This window comes from Pseudomonas citronellolis (assembly GCF_029335315.1).
GTDB lineage: Bacteria > Pseudomonadota > Gammaproteobacteria > Pseudomonadales > Pseudomonadaceae > Pseudomonas > Pseudomonas citronellolis_A.
In genome coordinates this window covers 1-259 of sequence record NZ_JARJLT010000015.1, presented here as the reverse complement: position 1 = coordinate 259, position 259 = coordinate 1, and the positions used below count along the sequence as shown (strand labels likewise).

The following is a 259-nucleotide window of genomic DNA, read 5'->3' as shown; positions in this document are numbered from 1 at the left end:
GCCGCTTGTCCTTGTCCAGCAATTGCTGCGCCGACTTCATCAACGAGTCGGCCAAGGCCTCGCCCCTGGTTTCGGTGCGGCCCTGGTAGGCCAGGGTGTTCATCAGCGCGATCAGCGGCGACTGGCGTACGTCACTGATCAGGGTCAGTTGGTCGATGGCGTCGGTGAGGTTCTCCGCCTTGCGCCAGCGGATACTGTTGAGGAAGGCCAGCCAGGCGGCGCTGAAATCCTGGAAGTAACGCTCGGTCAAACGGGCCTT

Annotated in this window: 1 protein-coding gene; it reads right to left on the bottom strand. The window is 62.5% G+C overall.

All coding sequences use genetic code 11. From position 1 onward, the window contains the following. Positions 1-259, bottom strand: a 259-nt coding sequence (locus tag P3W75_RS00845) for an ImcF-related family protein (RefSeq protein WP_276225473.1), incomplete at both ends; no start/stop codon positions are given.